The 25,406-nt window shown below is 65.4% G+C and carries 25 protein-coding genes; 10 read left to right on the plus strand and 15 right to left on the minus strand.

Translation table 11 applies throughout. The features are described 5' to 3' along the window. Window positions 1-17 precede the first annotated feature (17 nt). The 4 genes from XcyCFBP4188_RS18660 to XcyCFBP4188_RS18675 all read left to right on the plus strand — a co-directional run bounded on the left by XcyCFBP4188_RS18660 (window position 18) and on the right by XcyCFBP4188_RS18675 (window position 3,531). Complete coding sequence (locus tag XcyCFBP4188_RS18660; RefSeq protein ID WP_233397346.1) at window positions 18-1,970, plus strand: SpoIIE family protein phosphatase; 1,953 nt, start codon at window positions 18-20, stop codon at window positions 1,968-1,970. Beyond that, complete coding sequence (locus XcyCFBP4188_RS18665) at window positions 1,967-2,398, plus strand: ATP-binding protein (protein WP_023905273.1); 432 nt, start codon at window positions 1,967-1,969, stop codon at window positions 2,396-2,398. The genes XcyCFBP4188_RS18660 and XcyCFBP4188_RS18665 overlap by 4 nt, the downstream gene beginning before the upstream one ends. Continuing rightward, entirely contained in the window at window positions 2,395-2,814 is a 420-nt protein-coding gene (locus XcyCFBP4188_RS18670; RefSeq protein ID WP_006452511.1) for an STAS domain-containing protein, read from the plus strand. Before XcyCFBP4188_RS18665 ends, XcyCFBP4188_RS18670 begins: the two co-directional genes overlap by 4 nt. Before the next feature lie 93 nt (window positions 2,815-2,907). Next, window positions 2,908-3,531, plus strand: coding sequence for an HAD hydrolase-like protein (locus XcyCFBP4188_RS18675; protein ID WP_104592610.1), 624 nt, complete (start codon window positions 2,908-2,910; stop codon window positions 3,529-3,531). Between the two features lie 202 nt (window positions 3,532-3,733). Here the strand turns inward: XcyCFBP4188_RS18675 and XcyCFBP4188_RS18680 are convergent, their stop codons facing one another. From XcyCFBP4188_RS18680 to mdcA, 9 genes are all read right to left on the minus strand, one after another. After that, entirely contained in the window at window positions 3,734-4,453 is a 720-nt protein-coding gene (locus XcyCFBP4188_RS18680) for a GntR family transcriptional regulator (protein WP_006452513.1), read from the minus strand. A gap of 79 nt (window positions 4,454-4,532) precedes the next feature. Continuing rightward, window positions 4,533-5,888, minus strand: coding sequence for an SLC13 family permease (locus tag XcyCFBP4188_RS18685; protein WP_074058360.1), 1,356 nt, complete (start codon window positions 5,886-5,888; stop codon window positions 4,533-4,535). 158 nt (window positions 5,889-6,046) lie between these two features. Beyond that, the gene (gene mdcH, locus XcyCFBP4188_RS18690) at window positions 6,047-6,967 is read right to left on the minus strand and encodes a malonate decarboxylase subunit epsilon (RefSeq protein ID WP_104592611.1); all 921 of its coding nucleotides are present in this window, start codon (window positions 6,965-6,967) and stop codon (window positions 6,047-6,049) included. Next, complete coding sequence (mdcB, locus tag XcyCFBP4188_RS18695; RefSeq protein WP_104592621.1) at window positions 6,964-7,899, minus strand: triphosphoribosyl-dephospho-CoA synthase MdcB; 936 nt, start codon at window positions 7,897-7,899, stop codon at window positions 6,964-6,966. Before mdcB ends, mdcH begins: the two co-directional genes overlap by 4 nt. After that, on the minus strand, window positions 7,896-8,540 hold the full coding sequence (mdcG, locus tag XcyCFBP4188_RS18700) for a malonate decarboxylase holo-[acyl-carrier-protein] synthase (RefSeq protein WP_104592612.1): 645 nt from the start codon (window positions 8,538-8,540) through the stop codon (window positions 7,896-7,898). The genes mdcB and mdcG overlap by 4 nt, the downstream gene beginning before the upstream one ends. 2 nt (window positions 8,541-8,542) lie before the next feature. Continuing rightward, a complete protein-coding gene (gene mdcE, locus XcyCFBP4188_RS18705; protein WP_006452518.1) occupies window positions 8,543-9,247 on the minus strand; it encodes a biotin-independent malonate decarboxylase subunit gamma in 705 nt (234 codons plus the stop codon). Continuing rightward, window positions 9,238-10,140 (minus strand): biotin-independent malonate decarboxylase subunit beta, encoded by a 903-nt coding sequence (locus XcyCFBP4188_RS18710; RefSeq protein ID WP_043910636.1) that lies wholly within the window; start codon window positions 10,138-10,140, stop codon window positions 9,238-9,240. The genes mdcE and XcyCFBP4188_RS18710 overlap by 10 nt, the downstream gene beginning before the upstream one ends. Window positions 10,141-10,371: 231 nt before the next feature. After that, entirely contained in the window at window positions 10,372-10,689 is a 318-nt protein-coding gene (gene mdcC, locus XcyCFBP4188_RS18715) for a malonate decarboxylase acyl carrier protein (protein ID WP_104592613.1), read from the minus strand. 9 nt (window positions 10,690-10,698) lie between these two features. Further along, window positions 10,699-12,345: a malonate decarboxylase subunit alpha gene (gene mdcA, locus XcyCFBP4188_RS18720; protein ID WP_006452521.1), complete on the minus strand. Its 1,647-nt coding sequence runs from the start codon at window positions 12,343-12,345 to the stop codon at window positions 10,699-10,701. Between the two features lie 379 nt (window positions 12,346-12,724). On the opposite strand from mdcA, the gene XcyCFBP4188_RS18725 reads away from it, so the two are divergent. Both XcyCFBP4188_RS18725 and XcyCFBP4188_RS18730 read left to right on the plus strand, forming a co-directional pair. Beyond that, the gene (locus XcyCFBP4188_RS18725; RefSeq protein WP_043910628.1) at window positions 12,725-13,270 is read left to right on the plus strand and encodes a PadR family transcriptional regulator; all 546 of its coding nucleotides are present in this window, start codon (window positions 12,725-12,727) and stop codon (window positions 13,268-13,270) included. Window positions 13,271-13,500: 230 nt separating this feature from the next. Then, the gene (locus XcyCFBP4188_RS18730; protein ID WP_104592614.1) at window positions 13,501-14,289 is read left to right on the plus strand and encodes a siderophore-interacting protein; all 789 of its coding nucleotides are present in this window, start codon (window positions 13,501-13,503) and stop codon (window positions 14,287-14,289) included. A 402-nt stretch (window positions 14,290-14,691) separates the two neighbouring features. Here the strand turns inward: XcyCFBP4188_RS18730 and XcyCFBP4188_RS18735 are convergent, their stop codons facing one another. After that, window positions 14,692-15,423 carry a YceI family protein gene (locus tag XcyCFBP4188_RS18735; RefSeq protein ID WP_006450264.1) on the minus strand — a complete coding sequence of 244 codons (732 nt, stop codon included), beginning with the start codon at window positions 15,421-15,423 and terminating at the stop codon, window positions 14,692-14,694. A gap of 91 nt (window positions 15,424-15,514) precedes the next feature. Next, entirely contained in the window at window positions 15,515-16,105 is a 591-nt protein-coding gene (locus tag XcyCFBP4188_RS18740; RefSeq protein ID WP_006450265.1) for a malonic semialdehyde reductase, read from the minus strand. Between the two features lie 136 nt (window positions 16,106-16,241). On the opposite strand from XcyCFBP4188_RS18740, the gene XcyCFBP4188_RS18745 reads away from it, so the two are divergent. The 4 genes from XcyCFBP4188_RS18745 (at window position 16,242) to XcyCFBP4188_RS18760 (ending at window position 19,382) form a co-directional block, all read left to right on the plus strand. Beyond that, complete coding sequence (locus XcyCFBP4188_RS18745; RefSeq protein WP_043908539.1) at window positions 16,242-17,189, plus strand: mitochondrial fission ELM1 family protein; 948 nt, start codon at window positions 16,242-16,244, stop codon at window positions 17,187-17,189. Between the two features lie 55 nt (window positions 17,190-17,244). Further along, complete coding sequence (locus tag XcyCFBP4188_RS18750; RefSeq protein ID WP_104592615.1) at window positions 17,245-18,102, plus strand: DUF2145 domain-containing protein; 858 nt, start codon at window positions 17,245-17,247, stop codon at window positions 18,100-18,102. Next, the gene (locus tag XcyCFBP4188_RS18755; protein ID WP_006450268.1) at window positions 18,099-18,602 is read left to right on the plus strand and encodes a hypothetical protein; all 504 of its coding nucleotides are present in this window, start codon (window positions 18,099-18,101) and stop codon (window positions 18,600-18,602) included. The genes XcyCFBP4188_RS18750 and XcyCFBP4188_RS18755 overlap by 4 nt, the downstream gene beginning before the upstream one ends. Before the next feature lie 222 nt (window positions 18,603-18,824). Further along, window positions 18,825-19,382, plus strand: coding sequence for a VUT family protein (locus XcyCFBP4188_RS18760; protein ID WP_006450269.1), 558 nt, complete (start codon window positions 18,825-18,827; stop codon window positions 19,380-19,382). A 143-nt stretch (window positions 19,383-19,525) separates the two neighbouring features. Here the strand turns inward: XcyCFBP4188_RS18760 and glnE are convergent, their stop codons facing one another. From glnE to XcyCFBP4188_RS18780, 4 genes are all read right to left on the minus strand, one after another. Beyond that, a complete protein-coding gene (glnE, locus tag XcyCFBP4188_RS18765) occupies window positions 19,526-22,351 on the minus strand; it encodes a bifunctional [glutamate--ammonia ligase]-adenylyl-L-tyrosine phosphorylase/[glutamate--ammonia-ligase] adenylyltransferase (protein WP_104592616.1) in 2,826 nt (941 codons plus the stop codon). A gap of 755 nt (window positions 22,352-23,106) precedes the next feature. Further along, window positions 23,107-23,457, minus strand: coding sequence for a DUF3325 domain-containing protein (locus XcyCFBP4188_RS18770; protein ID WP_074058372.1), 351 nt, complete (start codon window positions 23,455-23,457; stop codon window positions 23,107-23,109). Continuing rightward, window positions 23,445-23,768 (minus strand): hypothetical protein, encoded by a 324-nt coding sequence (locus tag XcyCFBP4188_RS18775; protein ID WP_167393570.1) that lies wholly within the window; start codon window positions 23,766-23,768, stop codon window positions 23,445-23,447. Before XcyCFBP4188_RS18775 ends, XcyCFBP4188_RS18770 begins: the two co-directional genes overlap by 13 nt. Next, a complete protein-coding gene (locus XcyCFBP4188_RS18780) occupies window positions 23,765-25,387 on the minus strand; it encodes a PepSY-associated TM helix domain-containing protein (protein WP_104592622.1) in 1,623 nt (540 codons plus the stop codon). The genes XcyCFBP4188_RS18775 and XcyCFBP4188_RS18780 overlap by 4 nt, the downstream gene beginning before the upstream one ends. Window positions 25,388-25,406: the final 19 nt, after the last annotated feature.

The raw sequence follows: 25,406 nt of genomic DNA on the forward strand, positions 1-25,406 counted from the left end.
GGCGGCGCAGCCTGCGCATGCGCGTGTTGCTGGCCGCCACCGCAGTGCTGGTACTGCTGCTGGCGGTCCTGGGCACGGTGTTTTATCTGGGCGCCCGTGCCGAATTGGTGGAGGCAGCGCGCACCGAAGTGGATGGCTTGACCGAGCAGACCGCGCGCAGCCTGGCGGCGATGCTGGATTCGGTGCAGGTGAGCGGCCGCACATTGGCCGCCAGCAGCGGTGCGGTGGGGCTGCAGCCGTTCAATCTGCGTGCGTTGCTGCTGGCTACGCTCAGTGGCGACCCGGATATCGGCGCGGCGCGTTTGATCATCGAACCGCGCACGCAAAAAGCCGGCGATACCGGGTTTGTCTGGTACGTGCATCGCGATGGCACCCGCGTACTGGAAAAATCGGTGCAGGAGCTGGGCGACGACTACCGCGCGATGCCGTGGTATCTGCGCACCCAGCGCGAAGGGCGTGCATGGTGGTCCGAGCCGTATATCAACACCAATGGCGGCAGCGAGTTGTACACCAGTTACAACCTGCCGCTGCGCCGGCCGGGCGATGCGGTGGATGCGGCGCCGGTGGGCATGGTGAGCGTGGATCTGCCGCTGCAACATCTGCGCGCCATCATCGACCAGTTGCCGCACGACATCAGCATCCGGCCGATGCTGTTGTCGCCGGAGGGGATGGTGATGTTCAGCCCCGACCCTGCGCTCAATCTGCATGACACGCTCGCTACCTACGTGGCGCGTTCGCGCCCGGATCTGGCTCCGCTGCAGCGTGCAGTGGCGGCGGGTCAGCCGATCTCGTTCTCGCACACCGCGCCCGATGGCGAGCGCTTTTTGACCCATAGCGCGGCGGTGGGGCGCAGCGGCTGGACCTTTGTGCTGTCCGCATCGGAAAACTACGTGCTGGCCGGCCTGAACTGGCTGGCCGCATGGGTGGCGTTGGCGGCGTTGCTGGGCGCGGCGGTGTGGTGGTGGTTGATGGGGCGGATCACGCGCACCTTGACGCGGCCGATCGAGGAATTGACCGATACCGCCGAGCATTTTCGCCGTGGTGAATTCGAGTACCCGCTGCGGCATATCGAACGCGATGACGAGGTGGGCGTGATGGCGCGTGCATTCGACAGTGCACGCGGTGCGATCCGCGACCATATCGCGCAGATCGGCGAGATGACCTCTGCGCGCGAACGTATGTACAGCGAGCTGCAGATTGCGCGCGAGATCCAGCAGGCGATGCTCCCATCCGGGCGTACCTTCGATCGTGCCAACTCGCATCTGGAAACCTGCGCCTGGCTGGAACCGGCCAAGGCGGTGGGCGGCGATTTTTACCACTTCATCGAGACCGAGCCGGGGCTGTTGTGGTTTGTGGTGGGCGATGTCTCCGACAAGGGCGTGCCGGCCGCCTTGTTCATGGCGCGCGCAGTGAGCGTGCTGGAAATCGCCGCGCGCCGGCACACACGCCCGGACGCCATCTTGATCGCCGCCTCCACGCGGTTGGCCGAGAACAACGAGCCGTGCATGTTCGCCACCGTGCTGTGCGGGGTGATCAATGTGGTGAGCGGCGAATACTGGCTGGCCAGCGCCGGGCACGAGCCGCCGCTGTTGATCGACCTGGATGGCACGGTGCGGCCATTGCCGCTGGAAACCGGTGCGCCGCTGGGCATCGAGCCGCAGCTGGCCTACCCGGTGCTGCAGGGCCGCATGCGCGCCGGGCAGACGCTGCTGGGTTATACCGATGGCGTGACCGAGGCGATGGATGAACACGGCGCCAGCTACGGGCTGGAGCGGCTGCTGGCCGCGCTGCACCCGCGCCGTAGCGCGGCGGCACAGTGCAAGGCGGTCATCGACGACATCGCCGGCTTCACCGGCCAGGCCGACGCGTACGACGACATCACGCTGCTGGCGATCCGGCTGCGCCAGGAGCATGCTGAGCCGGTGGCAGACGCTGGCCGGGACGGTCCCGGAAAGGCAACGACCGGATGAAGCTCGAACTGGCCATCGCGCCGTCGCTGGCCCAACTGGCCGGCGCCAACGACGCGCTGGAAGACTCGCTGATGCGCGAAGGCCTGCACGAAGCGCGCATCGGCCAGGTGCGGCTGATCGTGGAGGAGCTCGGCTGCAACGCGCTCACCCACGGCCAATGCGCCGAACAGCCCTTACGCCTGCAGCTGCAGCTGGACGCGCAGGCGCTGGTGCTGGAGCTGAGCGACCCGGGCAGCGCCTTCGACCCGCGTGCGCTGCCGGAACTCGAGCTGGACGCCGCGCTCGACGATCGGCCGATCGGCGGATTGGGGTTGTTTTTGGTGCATCAGTTCGCCGATCACATCGACTACCGTCGCGATGGTGCATATAACGTCGTGCGTATCACCTTGCTGCATCCGTACGCCCCTGTCCCCGAGGCACTGCCATGACCACGCTCGCCATCCAGATCGACCCGCCGCAAGACACCCGTCAACGCGTGATCCTGACCGGGCGCCTGGACTCCCACACCTACCAGGACCTGGATGCGGCGCTGTCGCCACTGCTGGGCACCAGCATCGTTACCCTGGTGCTGGACCTGACCGCGCTGGAATACATTTCCAGCGCCGGCATCCGCAGCATCTTCAAGGTGCGCAAGGCGCTGGCGACCCATCAGGGCAAGCTGCTGGTGACCAACCCGCAGCCGCAGATCCGCAAGGTCTTCGACATGGTCAAGGCGGTGCCGCTGAGCGATGTGTTCGCCTCCACCGAAGAGCTGGATGCGTATCTGTCCGCGATGCAGCGCAAGGTCATCGAACAGCACGCCGACGGCGACAACCCGATCTTGCCGCACTTCGCCGAAGTGTAAGCGGCATCGCCTGCGCGTACATGTAGCGACGTGTGTGCGTATGGCGCGTCAGCGGCATTGGGTAGGCTATGGCGCCCTGATACTTGCGTTGCAATGCCCGCACTGATCATTTTCGATTTCGACGGCACCCTGGCCGACTCGTTTGGTTTCTTTCTGAGCACCCAGCGCGTGCTGGCCGAGCGGCACGGTTTCCGTGCGGCACAAGCGCACGAGGTGGAGGCTGCTCGCCGGCTGAGTACGCGAGAACTATTGAAGGCCTCCGGGCTGCGTGCCTGGCGCGTGCCGCTGGTGGCCGCCGACTTTATCCGCCTGATGCGCGCCGCCCCGCCGATGGCGTTATTTGACGGCATCGGCGACGTAGTGGAGACGCTGCATGCCAGCGGCACGCGCCTGGCAGTGGTGTCGTCGAACTCTGTGGAGAATGTGCAACGCGCCTTGGGTAAGGACTTGAGCGCGAAGTTCGCCGTGATCGATGGTGGTGCGCATCTGCTAGGCAAGCAACGCGCCTTGCGTCGCGTGTTGCGCGCCACCGGGTATGGCGCGACGCAGGCGGTGTATGTGGGCGACCAGATGGCCGACTGGGAAGCGGCGCAAGTGGTGGGATTGCCGTTTGCTGCGGTGGCGTGGGGCTATGCGCACCCGGAGGTGTTTGCCGGGTTGGCTGGGACGCAGTTGATTGAACGTGTGGAGGGGTTGCTTGGGTTGGGTGTGCGGTAGCCCGGTTTTTCAATGGCTGGGATTTGGGATTTGGGATTTGGGATTTGGGATTCGGGATTCGCAAGAGCAAGAGCTTCCCGCCGCTACGTGCGGACGTACCCTCATCCGCCCTTCGGGCACCTTCTCCCGGAGGGCGAAGGGTAGGAGCGTCAGGCGCCCCTGGGATCAGGCCAGCTGCTTTAAGCGGTTCGCCACGGCGGCTCTACACCCCACCCACTCGCGGTAACGGTGCCGGCACGTTCAACATTCCGCCCGTTGCCACATACGCCGCCAAGGCCTGGCCCTGGCTCAGCAGATGCCCGTGCATCGTGCGCTCTGCGCCCTCGGCATCGCCGCGCCGCACGCACTCCATCAATGCACGATGCTCGGCCAACGATTGCGCCATGCGTCCCGGCGTCAGCAGCTGACGGCCACGATGCATCTTGAGGATGCGGTGCAGATCGTGGGTGACCCGGATCAACCACGGATTGCCGGCGTACTGCTGCACGGTTTCATGAATCAGATAATTGTTGCGGTAGTACTCGGCCAGGTCGCCGGCGGCGGCGGCGGCTTCCATCGCCGCGTGCAGGTCTTCCAGGCGCTGCACGCCAGCCGCATCGATACGCTTGACCGCATCGTGGGCGCAGCGGCCTTCGAGCATGGCCATCACCGGGAACAGCTGGTTGAGATCTTCCAGCGTCAACCGTGTGACCCGGCTGCCGCGGCCGGCGTCCAGTTGCACCAGGCCTTCGGCGGCGAGCAGCTTGAGGCTTTCGCGCAAGGGCGTGCGGCTGATGCCGAGTTCTTCGGCCAAGGCCGGCTCGTCGATCCACTCGCCCGGTGGCAACGCGTAGTCGTAGATCTTCTGGCGCAGGCGCTCGGCCACTTCCTCGTACAGCGGTACGCGCTTTTTGGCGGTGCGCGAATCAGGGGCGAGGGTCATGGCGGGCAGGTCGTTAGCGTCGGAGCAGGGGCGCCCATTCTACGGGGGCGCCCCACTCCGCCGCTGTGCGCATGCCGGCTCACAGCCAGCCCGGCACCACGAACAGCAGCCACGCCGTCAGTGGCCCCAACAACACCACCAGCCCGCTGTAGACCAGGAAGCGGCGGAACAGCGCGTCGCGCTCTTCTTTCGCGGCCGAAGCCACCACCAGCGCGCCGTTGGTGGAGAACGGGCTGACATCGACAATGGTGGAAGACACCGCGAGCGCGCAGATCACCCCGGCCGCACCCAGCTGACCCTGCATCAGGAACGGCACCGCCAGCGGAATGGTGGCGCCGAGCACGGCTGCGGACGATGCGAACGCGGACACGATGCCGCCGACATAACAGACCAGCAGCGCACCCAACAACGGCATGCCGATATGCGAGACGCCGGTACCGATGTAGTCCACCGCGCCGGCCTTTTCCAGCACCGCCACGTAGGTGACCACACCACTGATCAACAGCACCGTGGACCAGCTGATGCCATCCACTGCGCCCTTTTGCGCGCTGGGCGAGATCAATGCGAGGACCACAGCAACGGTGATCGACACCAGACCGACATTGAGGTTGTAGATCAGCGCCGCGACACCCAGACCCAGCAAGCCCACCAACGTGATCAAGCGATCGCGGGTGATGGAGACAGCCTCCAGCGCCAGCGGATTGGTCGACAAGGTACCGCCGCCAGCGGCAACCAAGGAGCCATGCCCTTCGATCGCAAATGGGCGCTTGGAGGCCTGGTCATCGGCCACTGGCACGTATTGCGCATCGGCCAGCGAGACCTCCTGCCGACGCATCAGCTTGAGCCCACCAAACGCGCAGAAGCAGATGATCGCCATCATCAGGTTGAAACCCAGGCTGGTGAGGAACACCGCCATCTCGGTGACGTCCAGCCCGGCCTTTTCGACCACCTTGTTGGTGATGCCGCCATACACGCTGATCGGCGAAAACCCGCCGCCCTGCGCGCCATGGATCACCAGCAGGCCCATCATCAACGGGTTGATGCGGTACTGCTTGGCAAAGCGCAATGCCACCGGGCCGATGATGGCCACTGCCGCCGGCCCGAGCGCACCGAATGCAGTCAGCAACCCGGTAATGACGAACATCACCCAGGGAATCGCCACGATGCGCCCGCGCACCGCGCGCACCGCCCAGTGCACCAGCAGATCGATAGTGCCGTTCTTCTGCGCGATGGCGAACAGATAGGTGATGCCGACCAGGGTGAGGAACAGGTCGCCCGGAAAGCCGGCCAGCACCTCCTTGCCGTCCAGCCCCACCCACACGCCGCCGATGATGAACGCCAGCGCGAAGGCCACCGCACCCATATTGATGGGCAATGCGGTGGCGACGATGAACATGATCACCAAGCCAAGAATCGTTGCAAGTTGCGGGGTCATGCGCCCTCCCAGACACCTGATACGCGTACAGCACGGATGGCCACCCGCCACCCAAGGGTCACGCCCTGTCAGACACCAGGAGCGGCCAACAGCACCGATGCGCAGCTGCCAGGCGGTCGCCTGCTCGCTATGCATTGCTGGCCTGTCTTGGCGTTACCTCATGCCGCGCGCTCGCACGCGGCGGTGACCCACTCGACAACACCTTGGGTGCTGTTGAATTCGTCCACCGACCGCGCCTCGCAGTCCGGCAATACCTCCCGCGCCATGCGCGCCAATGCGCTGCCTGGCCCCAGTTCGAGAAACACGCGTGCGCCGCGCTCTGCGGCCTGCACCAGCACGTCGTACCAGCGCACGGTCTGCGCAATCTGTACGGCCAGCGTGTCGATCACCAATACCTGCGTAGTGACTGCACGTGCATCGATACCGGCCAGCACGCGCAGCTTGGGCGCAGTGATTCCTGCAGTTTTCAATGCCATGGCGAATGCGTCTGCGGCCGCGCGCAACCACGGCGTATGCGCCGGCACGCTAACCGGCAGCAGCGTGATGCGCGCGCCTTGCGCCTGTGCGGCATCGCCAAGTGCCTGCAGCGCAGCGTGCGGGCCGCCGAGCACGGCGTGGTCGTCGCCGTTGATGATGGCCAGTGCCGCGCCATGGGTCTGGCATAGCGTTTCGAGTGCGCGCAGTGGCAGGCCGACCACCGCCATCAACCCGGCATTGTCCGGGCTGGCCGCGTCCATCAGGCGTGCGCGGGTGGCGGCCAGCTGCAGGCAGGTATCGATGTCCATGCTGCCGGCTACCGCATGCGCGGCGAGCTCGCCGACGCTGTAGCCAAGTACCAGCAACGGCGTGGGTAGTTGCGTCTGCAGCACCTGCCATTGCGCCAGCGTGCCAGCGCACACCAGTGGCTGTGCAATGGCATTAGCGTAACGGTTTGGGTCCGCGGCAAGCGTTTGCGCTGATGCACCGAGCAGCTTGGTCGCAGCAGCGAGCACGCTGGCCGCCGCGGGTGTATCGGCGACACGCGCGAACATCCCGGCGTGTTGGCCGCCTTGGCCTGGGCATAGCACGGCGAGCGTCATGCGCTTTCCTGCAGATGCAGAAACCAGGTGCAAGCCAGCAGATCGGCACTGCCGCCTGGACTCAGACGACGGGCGACAAATTGCTTACCGATGGCGTTCAAACAATCACGCCACTGCGGTGGCGCGATGCCGCCGTCGGCGAGGAAGGCACGTGCTTGCGCTTTTGCATAAGCCAGCCCTTCCTGCCCACCACGATGCAGCAGATTCAGATCGTCTACTTCGGCAACCAACTGCATCAGCGTCTGCGCCAACGCCGCTTCCCGCGTGGCGCCGCTGTGCAACGCAGCGCGCAGGCACGGCAGCGCGACTTCGCGCAACAGCGGGTAGCCGGCTGCGGCCTGCTCGCGCACACCGCTGACCTGATACTGCGCACGCATACGCTGACCATTGCTGTGCGGATTCAGCGGCGCAGCCTGCAATGCAGCGCGCCACACCTGCACCGCGTTGCAGACCGCTTCGCCAGCGGGGCGGCGCCCGTGCGCGACGCGCAGGCGCGCTGCCTGTGCAGTCAGCAGGCCCAGGCTGAAAATCGCACCGCGATGGGTGTTGATCCCGCCGGTGGCGCGCAGCATCGCCGCTTCGGCATCGATACCGAGCTGACGCAGGCGTGCGAACGGGGCGTTATCGATACCGGCTTGCGCAATCGCGACAAAGTAGCCACGCAACGCGAACAGGCTGCGCAGGAAGGTGGCCGCGTCCATATCGGTGTGGCTACCGGTATCGAACGGGGTGACCAGGCCGGGCTTTGGTGCGCAGGCCAGTTCTGCATGTAACGCGCTAACTGCAAGGCGGCCGAGTCGGTGCGCCAGTGGACTGGCAATGCCGCTGATCAGACGCGATGTGCCCTGCAGCGATGCACGATGTTGAATATCGCCACGCGTACATGCGGTCTCGGCCTTGGTATGGGCAACATTTTTCGCCAGCGCACTCATGCCGCGCTCCACACAGGAAACAACGCGGTGCGCGACGCCAACCGGCAGCCCTGATTGGATTTCACCAACACCTGCTGCGCGCTGCCGGCATATTCGCGCCAGTTCACTGCGGTGCCGTCGTCGGCCAGCAGTAATTCGCCGTCGGCGCGCAGGCCATGGCGTTGTTCCCAGCGCTGCAGCAGCGTCACCACCGCATGCGCTTGTTCGGGTGTTTCGATCGACCACAACAGGTCCAGATCCGAGTGCGCATGCACATACGCAAGCCCGGTCAGTGCCTGCCATGCAACGCTGCCGAACACGCGCGGCTGTAATGCGTTGGCATGGGTCTGCGTTAGCAAGGCCTGCAATGCCGGCTGCATGTCGCTGGGCGCGTGTGCGATCACTGCGTCCAACAGCAGCGGTGCGGTGCTGCGTGCGATATCGGCCACATTAGCTGTCAGCGCCAGACGCTGCTTGCCTTCGCTCGGCGGCAACGGCACGCCGAGCCGCAGTGTGCCGGGTGCTTCGCTGCCGTCGCCACGCGCCACCACCGCCGGCAAACCCGCAGCGAACCACTGCTGCAGCCGCAGCTGCGCACCCGGCATCAACGCCTGCCAGCGCGCCTCGGGATGCAACCACACCAGTGCGTGGCGGCCGGGCATGCTCAGGCCTCGCCGGCTGCCACGGCGGCGGCAACATCGCGCGCCAACGTACGGCCGCCACGTTGTGCGCCAAGCGTACGACGTTGGTCGCCGTCGCTGGGCGTGGCCAATGCATCGAGCAACGCCTGCGCCAGATCGCCCTCCCACAACGACTCCACCGCGCCCATGCGCACGTAATTTTCCACACCCGGCGCGAACACCGGCGAGCTCTTGCTCAGCGCCTGCAAGGTGTCCACCGATTGCTTGGTCACACGTGCCATGGCACGCAGATCCATCACGCGGATCTGTGCATCGGGCAAGGCGTGGATATGGTCGGCCATCAAGCCGAACGAGAGGAAGCCGCCGCTGACCGATTCTCCATACACCAGCGTGACCAGGCGCGCACCGCGTCTGCGCGCGAGATCCAGCGCGCGTGCCAGATGCGCGAAATAGCCGTTGATGCCCAGCAGTTCATCGCGGCGCGCGAGCCGTTGCCCGGCGGTGTCGGCCAGCATCACGATCGGCCGTTGCGGATGTGCACGGGTGCTCGCCAACACGGTGGCGGCCAACGCCAGTGCGTGGTCTACGCCGACTTCCAGTTTATTGGCAGTACCGATCACGGTGACCTCGCCCGCAGCGGTCATCGCGCTGCCGGTGAGCACATCGTCGTTGCGTGCGATGGCGTGACCGAGCGGAAACAGCTGATCGAGCAGTTGGCTCAGTTCCATGGAATGCTCCGGTCGGCAGTGGCAGCGAGGAAGGCCTCGGTGTCCAGCAACGGCAAACGCTGCGCATTGACGATGCGCTGGCGCTGCCAGATCTCCAGACCGTCGCGGCAATCGCCGTAGGCGTCGATGCGTTTGGACAATTGCTGCTGCGCAAGGTCCAGCGCCTGCAGTGCGGCCTCGCCTTCCGGCTCGGCAAGTGTGTCCAGCGCATGGGCAGCCGCATCGGCGAATGCGGCGATGCGGTCGGTCACCAAGGTCTGCGCTTCGCCGAGCAGATAGCGATGCTTGCCGCCGGTGACGCGCCACACCAGCGCGCGATCGCGCGCGTCGAATTCTTCCACGCCGCGCACGGTCTCGATCACGTCCGGGCCGGATAGCGACAGGCGGCCTTCTTCGGACATGATCACCGCGCTGCAGCAGCGCGCCACGATGCCCATGCCGCCGAAGGCGCCGTTGCCGCTGCCGATCAAGGCCAGTACCGGCACGCCGGCAGCACGTGTGCTCAGCGTGGCGCGCATGATTTCGGAAATGGCGATCAAGCCGGCGTTGGCTTCGTGCAGGCGTACGCCGCCGGTGTCGAGCAATAGCAGCACCGCTGCCGGCTGCGTTTTTGCGGCGCGTTCGAGCAGGCCGGTGAGCTTGGCGCCATGTACCTCGCCAACGCCACCGCCCATGAAGGCGCCTTGCTGTGCGGCGATCAATACGTTGCGCCCGCGCAGCGTGCCTTCGCCCACCACGATGCCGTCATCGAAGGCGCCGGGCGTGTCGAGCTGGGCCAGATGCGGGCTGATCAGGCGGCGACGTGGACCGACGAATTCGCGGAAGCTACCGGCGTCCAGCAAGCCGTCGATACGCTCGCGCGCATCGGCTTCGTAATAGCTGCGCTCGGCCATGCGGATGGTGCTCATGTGCGGCTCCCGCTAGCTAGCGTAGGAGCGCACCGGGGCGCGACCGGGGCGTTACCGAGAAAGCCCGTCGCGCTCAGGCGCGCTCCTACGAGATGAGTGGTGGTGCTCATGTGCGGCTCCCGATGGCTCGCGTAGGAGCGCACCTGGGCGCGACCGAAGCGTCACCGGGAACGCCCGTCGCGCACGGGTGCGCTCCTACGGGGTGAAAGGGGCGGCTCATGCGTCGGCTCCCTGCAAGACATCCATCGCCTGCTCCAATCTCAAACTCACTACCGCTGGCGTGGCGCCGACATCGTTGATGCTGATGTGCACATCGCGCAGTGGATGGCGTGCGGCAAAATCGTCCAGCACCGCTTGCCAGATCGCGCCGAATCCGCGCGCGGCGGTGAGGATCTCGATCTCCATCGCGCCGTCCAGCGGCACGCGCTCGACCAGCACTTCCAGATTGCCGGAGGCGACCACGCCGACCAGCGCATGCTCCAGCCCGGCGCGCGCGCCCTGCTGGCCATCGAAGCGATACCGCAAGGTTTCCATGCTGTGCCCCTACCAATTGCGAAAACGTTTCGGCGGGTCGTACAACCCACCGGACCAGCTCACCAGATCCTTGACCGTGCGCGCGGCGAGCAGATCGCGCGTGGCGTCGCGTGGACGAATCCCCAGGTCTTCCGGCCGCTTGATGACACCGCGATCGCGCAGGTTTTCGACCGCGCGCTTGTCGCGGCCCAGGCCGACGGCGGTATAGCCGGACACGCCGCGAATCGCTTGCTCGCGCTCTTCCGGCGTGCGGCACAACAGCAGGTTGGCGATGCCTTCTTCGGTCAGCACGTGGCTGACGTCGTCGCCGTAAATCATCACCGGCGGCAGCGGCATGTTGGCGCGCTCGGCCAGTTCCCAGGCATCGAGCTTGTCGACGAAGGCCGGCGCCATGTGCTCGCGGAAGGTTTCCACCATCTGCACCACCAGCTTGCGTCCACGCGGCATCTCGCCCGGTCGTGCGGCCTCAAGCCCGGCCTTGAGCCAGGCGTCGCTGGCATGCCGGCGGCCGCGCGCATCCGAGCCCATATTGGGCGCGCCGCCGAAACCGGCAATGCGGTCGCGCGTGGCGGTGGAGCTATTGCCCTGCAGATCGATCTGCAAGGTGGAGCCGATGAACATGTCGCAGGCATACAAACCGGCGGTCTGCGACAGCGCACGATTGGAGCGCATGCTGCCGTCGGCACCGGTAAAAAAGATGTCCGGGCGCGCGGCGATGTACTGCTCCATGCCAAGTTCCGAGCCGAACGAATGCACCGATTCGACGAAGCCCGATTCGATTGCCGGAATCAGCGCCGGATGCGGATTGAGCGCCCAATGCCGGCAGATCTTGCCCTTCAGCCCGAGTGATTCGGCGTAGGTGGGCAACAGCAATTCGATCGCGGCGGTATCGAAGCCGATGCCATGGTTGAGCCGGTTGACACCATATTCGGCGTAGATGCCCTTGATCGCCATCATCGCCATCAACACCTGGATCTCGGAGATCTGTGCCGGGTCGCGGGTGAACAGCGGCTCGATATGGTTGGGCTTGGGCGCCTGCGTGACGAAGTCCACCCAGTCGGCGGGAATATCCACGCGCGGCAGCGTGTCGACGATCTCGTTGACCTGCGCAATCACGATGCCGCTCTTGAATGCGGTGGCCTCCACGATCACCGGGGTGTCTTCGGTATTCGGGCCGGTGTAGAGATTGCCGTGGCGGTCAGCGGCCTGCGCGGTGACCAGCGCAATGCGCGGGGTCAGGTCGATGAAGTAGCGGCCAAACAATTCCAGATAGGTGTGGATGGCGCCGATCTCGATGCGCCCTTCGCTGACCAGCCCGGCCAGGCGCGCGGCCTGCGGGCCGGAGAACGAGAAATCCAACCGCTTGGCGATACCGCGCTCGAACACGTCCAGATGCGCGGGCAGCGACAACACCGATTGCACCATGTGCAGGTCGTGCACGCGTGCCGGGTCCACTTCGGTAAGGCAGCGCGCCAGGAAATCCGCCTGCTTCTGGTTGTTGCCTTCCAGGCAGACGCGGTCGCCGGGCTCGATCACCGCTTCCAGCAGCGCCACCACATCGCTGGCCGCCACCACACGCCCTTGCGGCGCAAGCGGGGCGGCGCGCTGCAAGCGCTGGCGCCGGCTCTCGGCCTGGGTGTCCCACTGTCGACTCATGCGTCTGCCTCATCGGGCCAGGCCCGTAATGTCGGAGTAATTACATCGTAATTATGGATTTTGACCTTGTCTAGTCGCGGCGCAGCATGGCTTTGGCGTTGGTCCGCTTTGGCGTTGGTCAGCGTTGGTGCTGGTTGGCGTCGATGTCACTCGGCATCGGTGCTGGCCAGCTTTGGTGCCAGTCGGCTTTGGTGTCGTCCGGCGTCGGGCCGACTGATATCGGTCAGCCAACGCGGCCACGGCGATCGACGGTTGCTGCTGGGCCGGTTGGGCCAGGCTCATCGCGACCAAGGCGCACCGCCCCGGCGCTCCCGCGTGCGTCAGCGCTTGCGAACCACACGGATTCGATATATCGTTTCTCCATGCTTCGATATATCGAATGAACACGAACCGTCCACTCGACAACTTCTCCACGGATGCCGATGCGGACTCCCCCCCAGCGCCCGAGCGTGGTGGAGGTGGGCGTTCACGGCCGCTGGGGCATGGCGATCTGCGTTTGTTATTACTTGCCCTGATCGAGCAACAGCCGCGTCACGGCTACGAGCTGATGCGGCAGATCGCCGCGTTGTTCAAAGGGCTGTACACCCCGAGTGCCGGCGCGATCTACCCGGCGCTGGCCCAGCTTGAAACCGACGGCTGGGTGCAGACGGCTCAGGATGACGGCCGCAAGCGCTATCAGGTCACCGAGGCCGGCCGCACGCACGTGGCACAGCAGCGCGACGCACTCGACGCGGCGCTGGCACGCACGCATCGCCGCGCACGCGAGTTGATCAAGGCACAGACACCTGCACCGATTCGCGAGGCGATCCACCGCATCAAGCACGGCCTGTTTGCGCGGCACGGGCAGTGGACCGAAGCAGAAACCGCACGCATCGCTGCGCTACTCAACGCCGCCGCTGACGGCATGGAGCGCGACGACGGCTGAGTGCGTGTGCCACGTGTCATTGCAACTGCGCGAGGCTTCGCTCGTACCCTCATCCGCCCCTGCGGGGCACCTTCTCCCGATGGGAGAAGGGATTGCTAACAGCAGCTGCTCCTAGCTGGTTTATTTGCCTAGCTGGTTTATTTGATCGTTTATTGCGCCATCAGTTTTGCCAGTTACTCCCCACTTCTTTCCATCGCGCATACACCCGGCAATCCAGGAACAATTCCCCCATGGCAACCCACACCAACACCCAAATCCGCCGCGACCCGCGCCTGCGCTCCGTGCAGGTGCTGCGCTGCGAATCGATCACCCCGCAGATGCGCCGCATCGTGTTTGGCGGCAACGAACTGGCCGGCTTTCAAAGCGACGCACCGGATGATCACGTCAAACTGTTCTTCCCCAATGCCGATGGCGACTTCGTGCTGCCGACGATGACGCCGGAAGGCCCGCGCTATGACGAAGGCGCACTGCCCTCGCCCGGTCGCGATTACACACCCCGCATGTTCGACCCGCAAAGCGGCGAGCTGAGCATCGACTTCGTGCTGCACGGCGACGGCGTGGCCACCAGCTGGGCAGCGCACGCACAGCCCGGCGACACGCTGAAGATCGGCGGGCCGCGCGGCTCGTTCCTGGTCGCCGACGACTACGACCACTACGTGCTGATCGGCGACGAAACCGCACTGCCGGCGATCGGCCGCTGGCTGGAATCCATGCCTGCCGACATGCATGCAGAAGTCTTTATCGAAATTGCCGACGCCGCAGAACGCCAGGAGTTGCTCAGCGCCGCCGACGTGGAAGTGTACTGGCTGGAACGCAACGGTTTCGATGCGGCCAGCAGCACCTTGTTGGAAGACAGCCTGCGCGATTACGAGCCGCACGACGGCGATACCTTCTACTGGATCGGCGCCGAATCCATGCGTGCACGTGCGATGCGCAAGTTTCTCGAAGAGCACCACGGGGTGGACAAGGAGTCGGTGCGCGCGAAGGGATATTGGAAGGCGGAATCAGCTCCGCACTAACGGACAGCATGGCGGCTCTGGATGCTGAGTTTCCCCTGCAGACGGCGGTTGATCTGTGGATTTTCCGCAGGGCCCTTGCCTGCCCACCATCGCGGGACACGCCGCAAGTACGTCCGTGTAGGCTACCGACCAACTCTCTGGTGCGGTGTCCTTGCCGCTTGCGGGACCGTGTGGCGGCATGGATGCCGCCACCGAGCCCCCAGGGACGGGTTCACGGCGTGTCCCGTGAGCGGTGAGGGCACCGCGCCCTCGACCGCAACGCCCATAAAAAAAACGGCGCTTCCCACCGAGATGGAGAGGCGCCGTTTTTTCTTCAGTGAACAGCATGACGCCAATCGAACGGCTCCTGCGTTCCACACATCGGTGCGATCACGCGCACCGATGCACCACCTTTGCAGCGAATTACTTCGCAGCAGCAGCGTCACCGGCCTTGGCCTGCAGGGCTTCGGTGGTGATGCGGATCTTCACTTCGTCGCTGACGTTCGGGGCGTACTGGCCCACGCCGAAGTCGGTGCGCTTGATGGTGGTGGTGGCGTCGAAACCAGCGGCCGGCACCTTCTTCATCGGGTGCTCGCCGGCACCGTTGAGGGTGACGTCCAGCACGACCGGCTTGGTCTGATCCTTGATGGTCAGATCGCCGGTGACGGTCAGCTTGTTGGGGCCGGCCGCTTCGACCTTGGTGCTTTTGAAGGTGGCGGTCGGGAACTTGGCCGCGTCGAAGAAGTCACCACTCTTGAGGTGTTCGTCGAACTTGGCGGTGAAGCTGTTCAAGCCGGACAGCGGCAGGGTGACCTGCACGGTGGACTTGGTCACGTCGGCCGCGTCGTACACCAGGGTGCCGTCGACATTGCCGAAATGCGCGGTGGGGTTGGAGAAGCCGAAGTGGCTCCACTGCGCCAGCACGTCGGTGTGGCTCGGGTCCAGCGTGTAGGTGCCCGAGGCCACTATCACGGCCGGCGCGGTCGAGGCGGTCGACTCGGCGGCAGCAGGTGCCGGGGCAGCAGCGGCATCGGCCGGTGCGGTGGCGGCCGGGGTTTCGGCAGCCGGTGCGGCGGCGTTGTCGGCCGGCTTGGAGCAGGCGGCGATGGCCAGGGTCAGGGCGAGCGGCAGCAGCAGTTTGTGGGTGGTCTTCATTGAAACTCCATGTGATGAGAGACGCGTTGGATCAACGCGGATGGGACGCAACGCAGACGGACGAGGACTGCAGGAAAGGGGGGACGCGCGCTTATTCGATGCGTGCGGCTTCGTCAAAACTCAAGCGCGGCAGCCGCGGGTACAACGCGGCCGGGTCACCGTAGCCGAGATTGATCAGGAAATTGGATTTGATCGGCGTGCCGGCAAAGAACGCCGCATCTACCTTGGCATTGTCGAAGCCGGACATCGGGCCGGCATCCAGGCCCAGCGCACGTGCGGCCAGGATCAGATAGGCGCCCTGCAGCGAGCTGTTACGAAATGCACCGGACACGCGCATATCGCGCGAACCTTCGAACCAGCTCTTGGCATCGGCATGCGGGAACAGGTAGGGCAGCTTTTCGTGGAATTGCTCGTCATAACCGACGATCACCGTGACCGGCGCGCCCAGCGTCTTGGCGGCGTTGGCGTCGGACAGCGCTGGCTTGAGCTTCTGCTTGCCTTCCGGGCTGGTCACGAACACGAAACGTGCCGGCGAGCCGTTGGCGGCAGTCGGGCCCCACTTCACCAAGTCGTAGAGCTGGCGCAGCTGGTCTTCGCTGACGGGCGTGTCGAGAAAGGCGTTTTGCGTGCGGGCTGTACGGAACAGCTGATCCAGCACGGCAGCGTCGAGCAGGTCGGACATGGAGACTCCGGAAGGCAAAGGAATGGGCGACAGTAGAGTGCGGCACCGGCCCAGGTGTGAAGAACCGCAGTGTAGAGTGACGCGATTGCTGCAACACACGCTCAATCTGAAACAAATCTATGTCGGATTCGAAACGATGGCGCTGACCTGGGCGGTCAGCGATGGCCGCGCCGGCAACGCACGCCAGGCCGAGGCGCTGGCGCGTGCGTTGCAGCCAGAGCCGGTCACCGCGCTGCATCTGCAGGCCCGCGCGCCCTGGCGCTGGGTTGCGCCGCGCCTGTTACCAGGCGCCCAGGCCGCGTTCGGACCCGGATTCGCCCGGCAATTGCAGCAGCCACCGGCGCTGGCGATCGGCTGCGGACGCCAGGCCGCGCTGGCCACCCGGCTGTTGCGCGCGCGCGGTAGCCGGGTGGTGCAAGTCCTGGACCCACGCCTGGACCGGCGCCATTGGGATCTGCTGATCGTTCCCGAGCACGATGCGCTGCGTGGCGCGAACGTGATCACCCTGCTCGGCAGCCTGCACCCGGTGGACGATGCCTGGCTGGCCGCCGGCCGCGCCGCGTTCCCCACGCTCGGCACCCTGCCCGGCCCGCGCGTGGCGCTGCTGATCGGCGGCCCCACCGCACATGTGCCGTGGACGACCCAGGCGTTGGCGGCGCTGTGCGCGCAGCTACGCGAGCAGCTGTACGCGGTCGGCGGCAGCCTGCTGGTGACCACGTCGCGACGCACTCCGCCGGAGGCAATGGCGACGCTGCGCAAGCTGTGCGCAGATCTGCCAGGCCTGCTGTGGTGCGACACGCGCGATGGGCCAAATCCATACGCAGGCCTGCTGGGTTGGGCCGATGCGATCGCGGCCAGCGCCGACTCGGTCAACCTTCTCTCCGAAGCCTGCGCCACGCGCGTACCGGTGGCCGCAGCATTTGCCGATCAGGCACAAGGGCGGGTTGAGACATATGTTCGGGCACTGCAAGCGCACGGCCGTCTATGCGAGGCAAGCGCGGTGTTCGCAGCGCAGCCGCACCTTGAACCATTGCGCGAAACCCAACGCATTGCCACCCTGGTACGTGAGCGCCTGCACGTATGATGGCGCGGCCGTGAGTGACACGGGGCAGACACAAGGACGATGCACCCGCATGCAAATGGAAGACAAACAACGCACCTGGCCTGCAACAACGCTGTTGCTCCTGTGCCTGAGTGCCGCACTGCCCGCCGTTGCCGCGCCGGTGTGCACCCCGCATTACCCGACACCGGCCACGCTGGCGGCGATGTTCGACATGGCCAAATCCACCCAACAGGCGCTGGATGCAGTGGATGGTGCGCAGGTGGTGCTGCTGGCACGCGGCGGCCAGGATCTCAGCCGCTACGGCTTGAAACACAGCCACCTGGCCTTCGCGCTGCGCGAGGACGACGGCACCTGGCGGGTGAAGCACCTGCTCAATCACTGCAAGTCGGACAGCTCCGAGCTGTATCGCGAAGGCCTGAGCAACTTCATCGGCGAAAGTGCACTCAATGCAGATCTGCGCGTCGGCGTGCTGGCGCCTGCATTGCAGCAGCAGCTACACACGCTGTTACAGGATCCGGCCCCGCTGGCGCACACGCTGCACGAAGCGCGCTACAGCATGATTGCCTATCCGTTTTCCACCGAGTATCAGAACTCCAATCAATGGGTGCTCGAAGTGCTGGCAGCAGCGCTGACGGCGACCGATTCACCTTCTACGATACCGGCGCCGGTGCAGGATCGGCGCAGCGCGCAAGCCTGGCTCAAGCGTAACGGCTACCAGCCCACGCGCCTGCATCTCGATCTGAGCAAGCGCATCGGCGCACGCTTCTTCGTCGCCAATGCCGCCGTCACCGACCATCCTGCCAGCGAGCGCATCTCCGGCAATTATTCGGTGATCACGGTCGAGTCGGTGTTCGACTTCCTGCAGCAACAGCACATGCTGCAGCAGGATCATTCCATTCCACATAGCGTCACCACGCACGGAGCATCTCCATGAATATCCCTCTTCGATCTGCCGGCCTTGGTCTGTTGCTGGCCATCGCGTTTGGTCAACCGATGCGGGCCCACGCAGGCTTGACCACGATCACGCGCGGCGATGCCTCGATGATGTCGGCGATCCTGGTGGTGTCTGCACCGGTATTCGTGTCGATCGCTGTCGGCCACAGTGTGGGCAGGGGTTCGGAAGCGCTCGGCGATGCATCGAACAAGGCCTCTGCCGGGCCGTTGCCGCCAATGCGAGTGAAGTCGGTGGAGAAAACCACCGATGGCGGCTGCGAAGTGCAGTTGCAGGATCCAGCGCAAGCCGACAACACCGCCCTGCTGCGCTGGCCGGCACGCCAGGACGACCCGACTGCCGGCTTCCACGTTGGCGAGACGGTAACCTTTCAACCGAGCCCGGCCGGCGCGGGCTGGACCGTGCAGTCGCCACAGGGCCAGGCATTGGCATTCGTACCCACTGCCGAAGCCGCTGCACAGAACAGCAGCAAGACCTGGTGATGCTGGAACGCTGCGTACAAAAGCTCTCGGCCGCGATGGGGCGTCGCTGACGTCTTACGTCTCCGGACAAGGTGTTACGCGCGGTGCGCGCGCGTGTATCGGCCACTGTCTGCCGAACAGCCACACCGTGGTACTGGTGCAGACACTGGCGGCCCCCGCGCGCACTGGCCCGCATGCGCCAACGCGCGGATAATTCGCGCTGATCGCTCACTGCCGCCCGCCATGTCCACCACATCCCCCACGCTGTTCGCTCCGCTCACCGCACGTGCCTTGACGTGGGCGGTGTTGGCCATGGGCGCGGTGGTGCTGTTGTCCAATATTCTGGTGCAGTACCCGATCAACGACTGGCTGACCTGGGGCGCGTTTTCGTATCCGCTGGCGTTTCTGGTGAGCAACCTGATCAATCGCCGCTTCGGCCCCCGCGCAGCGCGCAAGGTGGCCTGGTGCGGCTTTGCGCTCGCGGTGGTGTTGTCGATCTGGCTGGCGACGCCGCGGATCGCAATCGCGTCGTGCAGCGCGTTTATCGCTGCGCAGTTGCTGGATATCAGCGTGTTCGATCGTCTGCGCAATGGCAACTGGTGGCGCGCGCCGATCGTGGCGACCACCTGCAGCGCCACGCTGGATACGGCGATCTTCTGGAGCATCGCCTTTGCCGGCGTTGGTCTGCCGTGGATCAGCTGGGCGGCCGGCGATCTGGCGGTGAAGCTGGGCATGGGCGTATTTCTGCTCGGCCCGTTCCGCGCACTGTTGTGGCGGAGTGCGCCACGCCCGAAAGCCTGAGCGCGTCGCCTACGCGTAGGCATTGCTGGCCAACACCGAACGCAGCCGATGCATGTAATTCCAATGCAGCAACGTATCTGCCAACCCGATCTGCATGCTGCAATTCGCATCGCATCGCAACGCGCACCGCTGACCGATCAACGCTACAACGACGCCTCATCCTTTCCGAGCGGGAACTCCAGCCTTTGCGCACGCGCGGCATTGAAAATGCTGCGCCTTGCGTCCTGGATCGCCGGCGTCGGCGCGATCAAACGTGGCCGACGGTCCAACGTGCAACTCAGGCCCGCCTCCACCAACGTGGCGTGGGCGTGATGCAACGGCGCTGCAGTCTCGGCCGGTAGCCACTGCACCTGCACCAGCGCGTCGATCAACGCGGGCGTGGCGCAGGCCAGCAACACCGCGGGATGCTCTGCGGCCTGGCCGAGCACGCCGGCCTGCAACAGGAATTCCAGATCGACCAACCCGCCGGCGCCTTGCTTGAGATCCAGTCGCCCGGCATCGCTGCGATCCAGTTCGCTGCGCATGCGCGCACGCATCTTGCGCACGTCCTCGTGCAGCAGTGCGGGGTCGCGCACGCGTGTCAGCGTCTCGCGACGCACCTGCACGAACGCTTCGCAAAGCGCGGCATCGCCAGCCACCGCACGCGCGCGCACCAGCGCCTGATGCTCCCAGGTCCAGGCACGATCACGTTGATAGTCGCGATAGCTGGCGAGCGAGGACACCAACGCGCCCTTGCCGCCGTCCGGGCGCAGCCGCACATCGATGTCGTAGAGACGGCCGGCGCCGGTTTCGGCGCCCAGCAATGTCATCACCTTCTGCGCAAGCCGCGCAAACCAGCGCCCGGCTTCCAGCGGTCGCTTGCCATCGGAGGCTTCCACCTCGCTTGGGTGATCGTAGAGAAACACCAGATCCAGATCCGAGCCGAAGCCCAGCTCCAGGCCGCCCAGACTGCCATAGCCGATGATGGCGAACGCGCCGCCAGGCACCTGCCCATGCGCGGCGACCAATTCGCGGCGCGCCAGTTGCAACACCGTCTGCACCACGGCCTCGGCAAGCCAGGCCAGTTGCTGGGTACTGTCCACGGGTTGTTGGCGACCATCGAGCGTGGCCAGTGCAATGCGGAAGTTCAACGCGAGCCGGCGCTCGTTGAGTTCGCGCAAGGCCGCTTCGGTATCGTCGATCTGCAAGGTGTCGACGCATGCGGTATGCAATGCGGCGCGGTCGGGCAACGGACCGCTGATGCGGGTGTCGAGCAATTCGTCCAGCAACAACGGATGCGCCGCCAGGCGCTCGGCCAGCAAGGCGCTGCGCGAGAGCACATCGACCAGGCGTGCGAGCGCGCTGGGTTGTTCGTCCAGCAGCGCCAGATAGCTGGTGCGGCGCAAGGTGGCCTGCAACAGGCCGAGCATGCGGCGCACGGCGGCATCGGGCTGGCTGGCGCGTGTGGCCGCATGCAGCAGCGCCGGCATCACGCGGTCGAGCCGCGCGCCGGCAGTATCGGAGAGCGCACGCACGCCGGAGGACTGCGCAAAATCGACCAGCACCTGATGCGCGCCGGCTGGATCGTGCAAGCCGATGCCTGCCAACGGCGCGGCATCGCCTTCCGGTAACGCGCGCCAATAATCGGCAAGCGCATCGGGCGCGGTGGCATGGACGCGTGGTGCCAGTAGCTCGGCAAATTCGGCGGCCACGCGCGCGCGTTGCGGGGCCAGTGCCTGCAGCAATGCCGACCAATCCGCGTAACCCAGGCCCAACGCAATACGTTCGCGATCCAGCGCTGCCTGCGGCAAGGCATGCGTCTGTGCATCGCGCAGCATCTGCAGACGATTTTCGAGCCGGCGCAGGAAGCGATACGCCTCGATCAAGGCATCGCCATTGTCGGCATCCATCTGACCCGCGGCGACCAGCGCCCGCAATGCAGGCAACAGGCGGCGCTCACGGAGAGTCGGTTCGCGCCCGCCGCGAATCAGCTGCAACGATTGCGCAAGAAACTCGATCTCGCGGATGCCGCCCGGTCCGCGCTTGATGTCGTCCAGTCGATCGTGCCGCGCCACTTCGGCGGTGATCGCCGCCTTCATGTCACGCAAGCCATCCAGTGCAGTGAAGTCCAGATAGCGTCGGTAAACGAAGGGCCGCAGCGTTTCCAGCCAGGCTTCGCCGGCCGCCATATCGCCGGCCACCGCACGCGCCTTGAGCCAGGCATAACGTTCCCAATCGCGGCCTTCGCGCTGAAAATAGTGGTCCATGCCGGTGAACGACAACGCCACCCGCCCGGCCGTGCCGAACGGGCGCAAACGCAGATCCACGCGATGGCTGAAACCATCGGCAGTGGTTTCGTCGAGCAGCTTGGCCAGCTGCTGGCCCAGACGTGCAAAATATTCCTCGGCGGCCAGCGGACGCGCGCCATCGGATTGGCCGCTCTGCGGATATGCGTAGACCAGGTCCACATCCGAGGAGAAATTCAGCTCGCCACCACCGAGCTTGCCCAGCCCGAACACCACCAGCCGCTGCACGCTGCCGTCTTCGGCAATCACCTGGCCGTGGCGGTCGCGGAATTGCTGCTCCAGTGCCTGCAGCCCGCATTGCAGGCAGGTTTCGGCCAGCCGGGTTGCGCCGGCCAGGGTGTCGTCCACGCTGTCCAGCTCAAGCACATCGCGCCACACCAGCCGTGTGGATTCTGCGCTGCGGTAGCGCCGCAACTGCGCCGGCCAGGTTTGGGGTTGTGCGGGATCGAGCAGCGGCAGTGGCAACGGTGGCGGATCGGGCTGCGCCAGGTACTGCAGCAACGCCGGCTGGCGCGCCAGGGTATCGAGTGCAAACTCGCTGGCGAGCGCGACTTTTTCGAGCCGCTGGTCGACGTCATCGCCCGGCCAGGACTGGTCGGCAGGCAGAGCATGACGGACGCGCGCTACGGCCCGCTCGATCAGAGCGGTGAGCGCAGGAGACACGGAGACGATGGGCGGCGACATACATGGATTCTGGCATCCCTGCGTGATGGCGGCACGTGTCTGCGATTGATCCGGCTGTGTTTAGAGCAGCCAACACAACTGCAACACATGTGCTCTGTGGCTTCCGTGCAGGGCCCTTGCCCGCCCACCATCGCAGGACACGCCGCAAGTACGTCCGTGTAGGCTCTTACGCGACGGTGGGCAGGCAAGGACCAGTTCGGGAGTGTCGGTGTGCATGGCGCAAGCAGTGCACGACGTGCGTTATTTGGATACCGACGCGTTCGGTCATGTTCCTCACACAGACCGAGCGACGGAAAAAGCTTTTAAGAAAGCAGCCGGGCAACTCTCTGGTGCGGTGTCCTCGCCGCTTGCGGGACCGTGTGGCGGCATGGATGCCGCCACCGAGCCTCCACGGACGGATTCACGGCGTGTCCCGCTAGCGGTGAGGGCATCGCGCCCTCGACGACTTCGGCTTGAGAACATCCCAACTGCGCTGAAGTTCAAGCACTCGGTCGCCTTGAGAGGTAATTAAACGGTGCGGATGCGTCTGGTTTAGAGCGGCTGATCTGCGGCCTGGCTGCAAGGCCCTTGCCCGCCCACCATCGCGGGACACGCCGCAAGTACGTCCATGTAGGCTCTTACGCGGCATCCATGCCGCGTAAGGTCCCGCGACGGTGGGCGGGCAAGGACCAGTGGAGAGCGTCGGCTCGTTTTGATGCGAGCAACGTCACTGCCATTGCCGACCTCACTTCACTGGTCAGCGAACGCCGCACCACCTACTGCGCGCGCCAGCCAATCACTACACACGCCGCGCAGCCCAGCAGCAACGCCAGCCATGCGCTCCAGCGCGGCGCGTACGCCAGGCCCAGCGCCACCAACAGCGCGCCCACGCTGAGAAACCCCAACCACAACATCGTTCCCACCGTGCCGCCCCAACCGAGTACGCACAGCACAAGCGCTGCAAACAACAGGCAGGTACCGATCAAGCACAGCAGCCATCGCTGTGTGACTGGTGCAGTGCGACGCCCGGTCAGCTGCTCGTAATGGCGATGCATCGCGAGCGCCAACGCCATCATTGCGGCATGGCATAGCGCGGTGCCCAGCAGCGCGGTGATCAGCCCACCCATGGCGTGCTCCGCAGTAGCCAGTTAGTGCAAGCCAGCACTCCCAGGCACATGCCCAGCCACAACCACATGCGCAACGCATTGCGCGCGCGGAACATCCATAACACCACGACGGTGTAGATGACGAAGCTGAGTAACGTCGTGCTCAGTACCGCCACCGCTGGCGAGACGTCGGCGAACCGGGTCAGCAGCTGCGCCAGCACGCTGCAGCCGATGGAGGTGAGTGCATAGCCACCGACACTGGCGGCCAGCACGCGACCGGCGACTGACCAGCGATCACGCGTTACCGATGCAGTGCTGGAGGCACGATTCACAACGCATCCCTCGCGGCAGTGGCGCCTCGTTTGGCCCGCACCGGCGCAGGCCGCATGGCACTGCGATGCGCGCGATATGAGGCGTACGCAAATGCCACAGCAAAGGCGAGCGAGACCAGCTCGACCCCGGCACGTTGCAGATCGCCGGCAGCCAGATACACGCCAACGTGTTGCCCGGTCGTCAGCGCATTGAGCAGCGGCAAACCAACACACAGCAGCGCGGTGACCGCCAATTGCTCCACCCATGCACGTGCAGGCGGGCGCAGCAGCGCATGCAGCAGCGTGGCCATCCACACCCACAGGAACGCATGAATTTCTGTCTGGCTGCGCTCGGCCTGCGCAGCCGGCACCAAGCGGTTGGCATAGAAATACGCAATGCTCGCCAATGCGGTTCCCGCAAGCGCGGCGACATTGAGCGCTTCCACCACCCGATAGATGCCGGCAGTGGCCGCACCGAACTCCTGCTCGCTGCGCCGACGCCGCTTGATCGAAAACAGCAGCGTGCCGGTCGCCATCATCAAGGTGCCGGCCAGGCCGCAGGTGAAATACAGCCACTTGCTGGTCCAGCCGCCAAAACCGGCCACGTGCAAGGTCTTGATGACCTCTTCCACATCCTGCGCGCGCACGTCGGTACGTGAGGCGTCTGCATGCTGCTCCAGCACCGCGCCGCTATTCGCATCGAACACCACGCTGCCGGGTGGATTGAGCAGACGCCGCGAGCTGCCGGTATCGGCCATATGCGCAATCACGCGCAGCTTGCTGCCGGGTTGATCCGGGCGCTCGATCACCAGCGTTTGTGCAGGCGCGCCGTTGAGTACCGCAGCGCGCTGCACCAACTCCGGCAGATAGGCAGGCACGCTGTTCAGCGCAGTGGCGTCGGCACCTGTAACAGGCGACGCCGGTGACAGATCATCGGCATACCGCGTGTACGCGTCCTCATCGCTGCCATATACCGCCTGCAAGGGCGCGGGCATGTAGCTGGTGTAGAAATACGCCAGCCCGGTGTAGACGATCATCAGCAGAAACGGCAGCGTCAGTACCGCGGTGGCGTTATGCGCGTCCAGCCACGAGCGCTGGCCCTTGCCGGGGCGAAAGGTGAAAAAATCCAGAAAGATCCGCTTATGCACGATCACCCCGGACACCAGCGCGATCAGCCCGCACATCGACACCCAGCCCACCAGCCAATAGCCGGGAATGCCGCCGTGCAAGGTGTAGTGGAAGCTCATGAAATGCCGGCCGCCTTCGGTCTGCCGGCCCCACGGCGACGGCAAGACTTCGCCGCTACCGGGATCCAGTGAGGCCTGGCCCTGGCCATCCGGCGTACGCCAGAACAGCGTCAGCGCCTCACCTGGATGCGCAGGCAAGGTGATCCGCCACAGGCGTGCCTGCGGCGCGAGCTGACGCAGCTGTGCCAATGCACGCGGTACCAGCGCTTGTTCCGGCAACGCCGCGTGCGTGCTCGCACTCGGCAAGGCAGGCGTGGCCTGCATCCAGCGGGTGATCGGGTCGCGAAACACGCTGAGCGTGCCGGTCAAGAAAATCGCGCACAGCAACCAGCCGCAGGTGAGGCCGCACCAGGTGTGCAGCCACGCCATGCTTTGGCGAAACCCCTCCTTCATGCGGCCATCGCCACGCACC

The organism is Xanthomonas hortorum pv. cynarae, assembly GCF_002939985.1.
GTDB classification, from domain to species: domain Bacteria; phylum Pseudomonadota; class Gammaproteobacteria; order Xanthomonadales; family Xanthomonadaceae; genus Xanthomonas; species Xanthomonas hortorum_D.

Bases quoted from the DNA above. Each gene is read 5' to 3' on its own strand.
- XcyCFBP4188_RS18730 (WP_104592614.1), top strand. From the start codon at position 13,501: ATGGCAACCCACACCAACACCCAAATCCGCCGCGACCCGCGCCTGCGC.
- XcyCFBP4188_RS18755 (WP_006450268.1), top strand. From the start codon at position 18,099: ATGAATATCCCTCTTCGATCTGCCGGCCTTGGTCTGTTGCTGGCCATC.
- XcyCFBP4188_RS18750 (WP_104592615.1), top strand. From the start codon at position 17,245: ATGGAAGACAAACAACGCACCTGGCCTGCAACAACGCTGTTGCTCCTG.
- XcyCFBP4188_RS18685 (WP_074058360.1), bottom strand. From the start codon at position 5,888: ATGACCCCGCAACTTGCAACGATTCTTGGCTTGGTGATCATGTTCATC.
- XcyCFBP4188_RS18770 (WP_074058372.1), bottom strand. From the start codon at position 23,457: ATGGGTGGGCTGATCACCGCGCTGCTGGGCACCGCGCTATGCCATGCC.
- XcyCFBP4188_RS18710 (WP_043910636.1), bottom strand. From the start codon at position 10,140: ATGGCCGAGCGCAGCTATTACGAAGCCGATGCGCGCGAGCGTATCGAC.
- mdcA (WP_006452521.1), bottom strand. From the start codon at position 12,345: ATGAGTCGACAGTGGGACACCCAGGCCGAGAGCCGGCGCCAGCGCTTG.
- XcyCFBP4188_RS18735 (WP_006450264.1), bottom strand. From the start codon at position 15,423: ATGAAGACCACCCACAAACTGCTGCTGCCGCTCGCCCTGACCCTGGCC.
- mdcE (WP_006452518.1), bottom strand. From the start codon at position 9,247: ATGGAACTGAGCCAACTGCTCGATCAGCTGTTTCCGCTCGGTCACGCC.
- XcyCFBP4188_RS18725 (WP_043910628.1), top strand. From the start codon at position 12,725: ATGAACACGAACCGTCCACTCGACAACTTCTCCACGGATGCCGATGCG.
- XcyCFBP4188_RS18745 (WP_043908539.1), top strand. From the start codon at position 16,242: ATGGCGCTGACCTGGGCGGTCAGCGATGGCCGCGCCGGCAACGCACGC.
- XcyCFBP4188_RS18680 (WP_006452513.1), bottom strand. From the start codon at position 4,453: ATGACCCTCGCCCCTGATTCGCGCACCGCCAAAAAGCGCGTACCGCTG.
- XcyCFBP4188_RS18760 (WP_006450269.1), top strand. From the start codon at position 18,825: ATGTCCACCACATCCCCCACGCTGTTCGCTCCGCTCACCGCACGTGCC.
- mdcG (WP_104592612.1), bottom strand. From the start codon at position 8,540: ATGCCCGGCCGCCACGCACTGGTGTGGTTGCATCCCGAGGCGCGCTGG.
- mdcC (WP_104592613.1), bottom strand. From the start codon at position 10,689: ATGGAAACCTTGCGGTATCGCTTCGATGGCCAGCAGGGCGCGCGCGCC.
- XcyCFBP4188_RS18670 (WP_006452511.1), top strand. From the start codon at position 2,395: ATGACCACGCTCGCCATCCAGATCGACCCGCCGCAAGACACCCGTCAA.
- mdcH (WP_104592611.1), bottom strand. From the start codon at position 6,967: ATGACGCTCGCCGTGCTATGCCCAGGCCAAGGCGGCCAACACGCCGGG.
- XcyCFBP4188_RS18675 (WP_104592610.1), top strand. From the start codon at position 2,908: ATGCCCGCACTGATCATTTTCGATTTCGACGGCACCCTGGCCGACTCG.
- XcyCFBP4188_RS18660 (WP_233397346.1), top strand. From the start codon at position 18: ATGCGCGTGTTGCTGGCCGCCACCGCAGTGCTGGTACTGCTGCTGGCG.
- XcyCFBP4188_RS18665 (WP_023905273.1), top strand. From the start codon at position 1,967: ATGAAGCTCGAACTGGCCATCGCGCCGTCGCTGGCCCAACTGGCCGGC.
- glnE (WP_104592616.1), bottom strand. From the start codon at position 22,351: ATGTCGCCGCCCATCGTCTCCGTGTCTCCTGCGCTCACCGCTCTGATC.
- XcyCFBP4188_RS18740 (WP_006450265.1), bottom strand. From the start codon at position 16,105: ATGTCCGACCTGCTCGACGCTGCCGTGCTGGATCAGCTGTTCCGTACA.
- XcyCFBP4188_RS18780 (WP_104592622.1), bottom strand. From the start codon at position 25,387: ATGAAGGAGGGGTTTCGCCAAAGCATGGCGTGGCTGCACACCTGGTGC.
- mdcB (WP_104592621.1), bottom strand. From the start codon at position 7,899: ATGAGTGCGCTGGCGAAAAATGTTGCCCATACCAAGGCCGAGACCGCA.